We start from the raw sequence: 7,715 nt of genomic DNA on the forward strand, positions 1-7,715 counted from the left end.
CACATGACCGCTCTCGCCCCGCCACCCTGGCCTGCCGCTACCCGCCCCATGCCGGCGCGGCGCGGCCCCAAGGGTGCGTTCATCCACAAAATGATCACCACGACCGACCCGAAAGTACTGGGTCAGATGTACCTGGTGACCGCGTTCGCGTTCTTCGCGATCGGAGGCCTGATGGCCCTGATCATGCGCAGCGAACTGGCCGCGCCGGGTCTGCAGTTCCTCTCGAATGAGCAGTACAATCAGCTGTTCACCATGCATGGCACGATCATGCTGCTGATGTACGCCACTCCTGTGGTGTTCGGCTTTGCCAACTACATCCTTCCACTGCAGATCGGCGCGCCCGATGTCGCATTCCCCCGGCTGAACGCCTTCAGCTACTGGCTGTATCTGTTCGGATCCCTCGTTGCAGTCGGCGGCTTCATCACCCCCGGCGGCGCCGCCGACTTCGGCTGGACCGCGTATGTGCCTTTAAGCACGGAAGTGCACTCCCCCGGCATGGGCGCAAATCTATGGATCGTGGGCCTGGCCATCTCAGGACTGGGCACCATCCTGGGCGCAGTCAACTTCATCACCACCATCGTGTGTATGCGAGCCCCCGGCATGACGATGTTCCGGATGTCGATCTTCACTTGGAACATTCTCGTCACCTCCATCCTGATCCTCATCGCCTTTCCGCTGCTGACCGCAGCGTTGATGGGGCTGCTATACGACCGGGTACTCGGCGGTCACCTCTTCGATCCCGCCACCGGCGGAGTGATGCTCTGGCAGCATATGTTCTGGTTCTTCGGTCATCCCGAGGTCTACATCATCGCGCTGCCGTTCTTCGGCATCGTCTCCGAGATTTTCCCGGTGTTCTCCCGGAAGCCGATCTTCGGTTACACCGGCCTGATCTACGCCACCCTCGGCATCGCGGCCCTGTCGATCGCGGTGTGGGCGCACCACATGTATGCCACCGGCGCGGTGCTGCTGCCGTTCTTCTCGTTCATGACCTTCCTGATCGCCATCCCGACCGGAGTGAAGTTCTTCAACTGGATCGGCACCATGTGGAAGGGGCAGTTGACTTTCGAATCACCGATGTTGTTCTCCGTGGGTTTTTTGATCACCTTCCTCTTCGGCGGCCTGTCGGGCGTGATCCTGGCCTCCCCTCCTATGGACTTCCAGCTGCACGATTCGTACTTCGTGGTGGCGCACTTCCACTACGTCGTGTTCGGCACCGTGGTGTTTGCGACCTATGCGGGTATCTACTTCTGGTTTCCGAAGATGACCGGTCGAATGCTCGACGAGCGCCTAGGCAGGTGGCATTTCTGGTTGACATTTCTGGGCTTCCATTCCACCTTTCTCGTCCAGCACTGGCTGGGCAATGAAGGCATGCCCCGCCGGTACGCCGACTACCTGCCCTCGGACGGATTCACCACCCTGAACACGATTTCGACGATCGGATCTTTTGTCCTCGGTGCCTCGGTGTTGCCATTCGTGTGGAACATCTTCAAGAGCTACCGCTACGGGCAGATCGTCACTGTCGACGACCCCTGGGGCTACGGCAACTCGCTCGAATGGGCGACTACCTGCCCGCCGCCGCGACACAACTTCACCGAACTGCCGCAGATCCGCTCCGAACGGCCGGCGTTCGAGCTGCACTACCCGCACATGGTCGAACGCATGAGGGCCGAGGCACACGTGGGTTTCGGTGGTGCGCCCAGGAGCACCGAAATCGCTAAGCGTGAGCTTGCCGAACCGCGGAGCACCGGCGAGGCCTCGGCACGCACCGATAAGAAGGAATAAATCGTTCGCCGTCTCGGCGCCGAAAGATCGGAAAATACCGTTGAAGACCAACATGCCGGTGGTGACCGTGCCGGCAACAGACCGAGCCACCGCGGCATTGGCCGACTGGCTCATCCGAGACCTGACCGCCGTGACGCTCGAGCATGCAGGGCTTCCGGATCCTCAACGGTTACGTCGCCTGCCGCCGATCACCGCCGCGCACATCGGCAAGCCGGGTAAGTTGCGCCGACATGTGCGTGCGTTGGAACATGTTCTCGGGCAGGTGGATCGGCATCTTCGTGCCGGTGCGCACCTGCGCGAGCATGGCCTAGGAACCGAGTCGGTACCGGCCGTGCCGACAGAGCTCTTCGACGTGGCGGCGGACCTGGCCGGCACCGTCGTCGAGCGTGGCAGTCCGGCTGCGGCACTGGCCAATCGGGCGGTGCTGCTCGCGGCCGGAGTTATCGGCCGGGGGCTGGGGGTAGTCGATGCCTCCGCGACCTGGTCCGCTACCGCGGGGTCGTATTGCGCGATCATTGCGCAGTTGTGGCGGGACGAGCCCCAGGCACAGGTGCTGGTCGATCCCGGGTAGAGGGCTGGTGCCTGGTCCGAGGGGTGCGGGTACCTGCGCCGGTCGGTCCTCGGACGGATCGGGCTGGATCCATCCGAGGGCCGACCGGTCTGCTCCGCTTTGGACGGTCGCGGTCACCGGAACATTTTCCCAGGGCGGAGGTCGAGTTATGAGCGAGTCGGGTGACCGTAGTGATCCGGACGAGGTACAGCCCGGCGACGAGTCGACTGTCTACCCCGATCCGGTCCACCGTCGACAGGAGCTGGCGGCCGCCGAAAAGAGGGTCGCCGGACAGATCGATCCCGGGATGCGTGCGGTGGTGGTCGCTGCAGTGGTGGTGGTGGTGGCGGTCTCGTTCTCACTTCCGCACAACGGTGGCGCCAACGGCTGGCAGGTGCTGGCCGGCTCTACGGTGGCACAGGCCGAAACCATCACCCTTCCTTCGCGGATCTTTTTGGTGCTGGCAGCGGTGTTCGGGATCGTGCTCTCGATGCTGGCGCTGGTGACCCGACGATGGGTGCTGGCCTGGTTTGCCAGCGCCGGGTGCACGCTGGCGATCGTGTTCGGTGTGCTTGCCGTGTGGTCGCGGCAGACCCTCGATCCCGTCGCCGGTGGGGCCGGCCCGGGCATCGGCTTGTTTTTGGGGTGGGGAGCGATGACCGTCCTGGCGTACCACTGGATCAAGGTGGTTTGGGCGCGGTCGTCGCAGATGGTCGAGGCCGAGGCTGCCCGTCGGGCTGCCGAATCCGAGCTGCCCGAGCAGTACCTGCACCGGCTTCCTCCACCACGCGAGGACGGCACGTAGTCGTCCGAGCATTCCCGCGCGCCTCGCAAAAGGTACCTCGCGATGGGGAGAATATCGCTCGATGCGCCGTGAGTGAGCGGAGGCTGCCGCTACCCGGAAACTTTTGTCAGATCAGGGTTTGCCAGTACGGCCAGAAGGCGTGCGCTACCAGGGCGGATACAGTCAGCGTCCAGACGGTGGGGACCACTGCATGCAGCCGGTGCAGCCGCTGCCATGACCGCAACGGTCGATGTTTTTGCACCGCCTCGAGGTGCAGCAGGCAATACCACCAGCCGAGCACGCTGACCAGCCACACCACCATGCAGTACGGGCACAGCGCTTCGATCCGGTAGAGGCTCTGGAAAATCAGCCAGTGCACGAAGGCGACCGCCGCGGTCAGGCCGGCGAACAGGCCGTTCCAATACCAGCGGGGCACGCCGGCCCCGGCCAGGACCGCTACGGCGGTGGTCAGTACGACCGTGAAACCGATGACGCCCAGCAACGGATTAGGGAAGCCGAACAGTTCCGCTTGCCACGAGGTCATGATCGACCCGCAGCTGATGACCGGGTTGATGCTGCACGAGGGCCGATAGGCCGGATCGGCCAGCACGGCGAACTTTTCGACGGTGAGTACCAGCGAGGCTAGTAGCCCCGCTGCGCCGCAGACAACGAGGATCCAGCCCACCCCCGTGCTGCCGAGCGTCCGACCCGACGCCTCGTCGGTGGCAGGCGCCGCCGGACGCGTCGGGGCGCTCACTCGGCCAGCGCCGCGTCGATCCGGGCCCGTAGCTGTTCGTAGGTGGGCATGGGGGGCAGCTCGACGCCGTTGAGGAACAGGGTGGGTGTGCCTTGTACACCGAGGGTAAGACCGTCGTCGAAGTCCCGGTCCACGCGCGCGCTGACGGTGGGATCGTTGACGTCCCGCTCGAATGCGGCCATATCCAGGCCCAGTTGTTCGGCAAAACCCCAGAATACTTTTTCCTGGGACTGGCTCGACTCGCCCCACTGTGCCTGGGTGTCGTACATGAGCTGATACATCGGCTCGAGACGCCCTTGCCGGGCCGCGGCTTCGACGACCCGTGCGGCCAGATGGCTGTTGGTGTGGCTGGGAATGGGGAAGTAGCGGATCCCAAAGTCGATCCGCCCGACGTACTCGTTGCGGATTTGTTCCATCACCGGGTACAAGGCCCGGCAGGACTCGCATTCGAAATCAAGGAATTCGACGAGTTGGACCTTGTCGTCGGGGGCCGTGGACAAGGTACGGATATCTGGGGTCCACACCGGTGCCGTGGCAGCGCCGGGCGCCTCTTGGCCAGTCGTCCCGGCGTTCGTCCCGGCCCTATTGGTGTAGAGCAACACCGACAACAACACCACGAACAGGGCGACCAGAGCCGCGGACACTTTCACATTGGTCGTCAGTTTCATATTCTCGTCCGTCTCGGTGTCTGAGCGAGCCGGTAGCGTCACCGACCAACCGTAAAACTACGGTACATAGTAGATGGGCTAGGGTAGACCCCGATCAGCACCCTTTGCGTTCTCTCGACAGGCCACCGCGCCGGACGCTGCGCCGGGGTAGGGAGCCGAGAAAGTATGTTCCCATGACCAGACTCATCACGATCTTCGCCGCGGCCGCCGCGGTGCTGCTCCTCGGCGTCGCGCCCGCGCAAGCTCACAGCATGTTGATCGGTTCGACTCCCGCCGCCGACGCCACGGTGGCAAGTTCCCCGGACGGAATCGAACTCGAGTTCAACCAACCCATCAACACCGCTTTCGCCACCGTGACACTTACCGACAGTTCGGGCACTCAACGGGGAAGCTCCGAGGCGATTGTCGACGCAGAACGGGTGCGGCTGGCCATCCCGGAGCCCTTGACCGCAGGGGAGTATACCGTCGGCTACCGGGTCGTCTCCGCCGACGGCCATCCCATCACCGGTTCCTACGCCTTCACCGTCACCGCGGCGGCCGGGCAGACACCGACCTCCGAGGCTCAGGAGGCGTCCCCCTCGTCGGGCGCAGCCGAGCCCGAGACCACCGAAGCGCAGGTTGCCCCTGAGGACTCACAGTCCTCAGGCTCGTCGATTCCGTTGCTGCTGGGGTTCGCAGTACTGGGGGTGCTGGTCATCGCCGGGGGCACCTGGGCGGCAATGCGCGCCTTCCGGAAGAGCTGACACCGGACTCGGCGAGGAGGTGCTGCCCGCAGTCATCTCCTCGCCGGGACTCTGTGCACACCGCGACTTCTTGAAATTTCGGTTCCCCTGACTTTTAATTCAGGGAAACCTTTTGGAGGGCGGATGACGCTGACGCGCAATGTCGGGCCAGTGCAACGGTGGCGCCGTGGGACTCTTCTCGGACCGGCATTCGTCGCCTCTATCGCCTACGTCGATCCGGGCAACGTGGCCTCCAACGTCAGTGCCGGGGCCCAGTTCGGTTATCTGCTGGTGTGGGTCATCGTGGTGGCCAATGTCATGGCCGCGCTGGTGCAGTACCTGTCCGCCAAACTCGGTCTGGTCACCGGCAGGTCGTTGCCCGAGGTGCTCCGCGAGCGCATGTCCCTACCGGCGCGCTTGGCGTACTGGGGACAGGCGGAACTGGTCGCCATGGCTACCGACCTGGCCGAGGTCATCGGCGGCGCCATCGCCCTGAACCTACTGTTCGATCTCCCGCTACTGACGGGAGCGTTGATCACCGGAGCGGTCTCGTTGCTCTTGCTGCTGGTGCAGGACACGCGTGGTCAGCGCGGTTTCGAACGGGTCATCACCGGTCTGTTGCTGGTCATCGCGATCGGGTTCGTCACCAGCCTTTTCGTTGCCCCGCCCCCCGCCCACGCCGTGGCCGCAGGACTCGTGCCGCGCTTCGACGGTGCCGAATCGGTGCTGCTCGCGGCGGCCATGCTCGGTGCGACCGTGATGCCGCATGCGGTGTACCTGCACTCGGGACTGGTCCGGGATCGTCACGGTCATCCCGAGCCCGGTCCGCGACGGGCCGTGCTGCTGCGGGTCACACGCTGGGATGTCGGACTGGCCATGGTGGTGGCGGGCACGGTGAATCTGGCCATGTTGCTCACGGCCGCGACAACGTTGCAGGGCCGGGAGGGGGTCGATTCGATCGAGGAGGCGCACACGGCGCTGGGCCTAGAACTCGGCTCGACGGTAGCGCTGCTGTTCGCGCTGGGCCTGTTGGCCTCCGGGTTCGCGTCGACCTCGGTGGGTGCCTACGCTGGGTCCTTGATCATGGACGGGCTGCTGCGCAGACGGATACCGCTGCTGGCGCGGCGCTTGATCACCCTGGTGCCGGCGTTGGTGGTGGTCGCGCTCGGGACGGATCCGACCCGGGCCCTGGTGCTCTCGCAGGTGGTGCTGTCGTTCGGTATTCCTTTTGCGTTGATCCCTCTGGTGCGTCTGACCAGCGATCGGGCGCTGATGGGCATCGACGTCAACCATCGGCTCACCACCATGGTGGCGTGGGTTATTGCTGCCACGATCACGGCGCTCAATTTGGTGTTGATCTATTTGACGGCGCGGCCTTGACTGCGTCCGTTCCGAAACATCGGATTGATGAGGATCAGGGCCGGGGCCGTTTCGGTGGGTATTTTCGCTGGTTATCGATGATGCGGATCTCGTCGTTGATCCGGGTGCGCAGCCGATGCAGGGCTACCAGCGACACTGCTATCCCGGCGAGTACACCGACAAGGAGCGTCCACGTCAGCGACACCTCGAGTCCGAGAAGGTGGACGCCGGCCACCGCGGCGCCGGCGCAGCCGGCGACCACCGCCAGACGGACTGCGGTGTAGAGGAACACCAGGCGGGACACCCGCATGGTCGACGACTGTTTCATGATCGCTCCTGAGCGCCGACCCGGGACGGTGCCGGTCCGGGTCCTGGCAGTTTCGCCGGTCAGTTCATCGGTAAGGGTGCGGCGCCGTGGGCCGTAAGTAGTTGCTGCATCGTCGTCGATTCGGCTTGCTGGGTGTCGGCGATCTGTCGGGCCAGCGTCGTGACCACTTGTTCGGTGGCGTTGGCCGCGGCGTAGCGTGCCATCGGCAGGCCGCCTTGATGGTGCCGAAGCAGCAGTTGCAGGTACAGGGTGTCGAATGCGGGGCCGGTGGTGCGTCGTAGCGTGTCGAGTTCGGAGGTGGTGGCCATCCCGGGCATCCGTGGTCCTTGGATGGCCGATCCGGGCGGCATCGCCGCGTGCTCGGTCATACCTGCCGCCGTCCCGGCGCTGTCCTCGGTAGCGCGCATCCAGGTCATCGGTTCCCCGGCCGCCTGCAGCGGTCGGTCCCATACGGCCAACCAGCCCTGCATCGTGCCCCATTGGCCCTGCTGGGTGGTGAGCACGTCGTAGGCGAGGGTGCGGACCGCCGGGTCGGTCGCGTTGGTCAGCGCCATGGCCGACATTTCTACCGCCTGGCTGTGGTGCACCGACATGTCCTGGGCGAAGCCAACCTCGACCGAGTCCTGTGCAGGTGGCTCGGGATGACCGCCTCTCAGTCCCGAGGCACCGATACCCAGATAGAGACCGACGACGAGCGCGAACACACCCACGGCGAGCGTGCGGCCGAGCCTGGCCCATCCACCGGCAGCGGGAGCGGCGGGGGCA

At 64.8% G+C, this 7,715-nt stretch carries 9 protein-coding genes; 5 read left to right on the forward strand and 4 right to left on the reverse strand.

The annotated features are described in order from the left end of the window. Window positions 1–3: 3 nt before the first annotated feature. The 3 genes from ctaD (at window position 4) to PV766_RS20125 (ending at window position 3,137) form a co-directional block, all read left to right on the forward strand. Window positions 4–1,782, forward strand: a complete 1,779-nt coding sequence (gene ctaD, locus PV766_RS20115) for a cytochrome c oxidase subunit I (protein ID WP_255024910.1) — start codon at window positions 4–6, stop codon at window positions 1,780–1,782. Between the two features lie 52 nt (window positions 1,783–1,834). Beyond that, window positions 1,835–2,353: a hypothetical protein gene (locus tag PV766_RS20120; RefSeq protein WP_039958327.1), complete on the forward strand. Its 519-nt coding sequence runs from the start codon at window positions 1,835–1,837 to the stop codon at window positions 2,351–2,353. A gap of 148 nt (window positions 2,354–2,501) precedes the next feature. Then, window positions 2,502–3,137, forward strand: a complete 636-nt coding sequence (locus tag PV766_RS20125; RefSeq protein ID WP_006553272.1) for a hypothetical protein — start codon at window positions 2,502–2,504, stop codon at window positions 3,135–3,137. A gap of 106 nt (window positions 3,138–3,243) precedes the next feature. On the opposite strand, the gene PV766_RS20130 is transcribed toward PV766_RS20125, so the two are convergent. Together PV766_RS20130 and PV766_RS20135 are read right to left on the reverse strand one after the other, a co-directional pair. After that, window positions 3,244–3,873 (reverse strand): vitamin K epoxide reductase family protein, encoded by a 630-nt coding sequence (locus PV766_RS20130; RefSeq protein WP_006553273.1) that lies wholly within the window; start codon window positions 3,871–3,873, stop codon window positions 3,244–3,246. Beyond that, entirely contained in the window at window positions 3,870–4,541 is a 672-nt protein-coding gene (locus PV766_RS20135; RefSeq protein ID WP_006553274.1) for a DsbA family protein, read from the reverse strand. The genes PV766_RS20130 and PV766_RS20135 overlap by 4 nt, the downstream gene beginning before the upstream one ends. Window positions 4,542–4,714: 173 nt before the next feature. Between PV766_RS20135 and PV766_RS20140 the strand changes: the two genes are divergently transcribed. Both PV766_RS20140 and PV766_RS20145 read left to right on the forward strand, forming a co-directional pair. Beyond that, window positions 4,715–5,284, forward strand: a complete 570-nt coding sequence (locus tag PV766_RS20140) for a copper resistance CopC family protein (RefSeq protein ID WP_006553275.1) — start codon at window positions 4,715–4,717, stop codon at window positions 5,282–5,284. Window positions 5,285–5,407: 123 nt separating this feature from the next. Continuing rightward, the gene (locus PV766_RS20145; protein WP_006553276.1) at window positions 5,408–6,643 is read left to right on the forward strand and encodes an Nramp family divalent metal transporter; all 1,236 of its coding nucleotides are present in this window, start codon (window positions 5,408–5,410) and stop codon (window positions 6,641–6,643) included. Window positions 6,644–6,677: 34 nt separating this feature from the next. On the opposite strand, the gene PV766_RS20150 is transcribed toward PV766_RS20145, so the two are convergent. Next, on the reverse strand, window positions 6,678–6,950 hold the full coding sequence (locus tag PV766_RS20150) for a DUF4229 domain-containing protein (RefSeq protein WP_006553277.1): 273 nt from the start codon (window positions 6,948–6,950) through the stop codon (window positions 6,678–6,680). 59 nt (window positions 6,951–7,009) lie between these two features. Next, window positions 7,010–7,715, reverse strand: a 706-nt coding sequence (locus tag PV766_RS20155; RefSeq protein WP_421097734.1) for a DUF305 domain-containing protein, incomplete at its 5' end; no start/stop codon positions are given.

The sequence above is a fragment of the Rhodococcus sp. As11 genome (assembly GCF_048957735.1).
GTDB lineage: Bacteria > Actinomycetota > Actinomycetes > Mycobacteriales > Mycobacteriaceae > Rhodococcus > Rhodococcus gordoniae.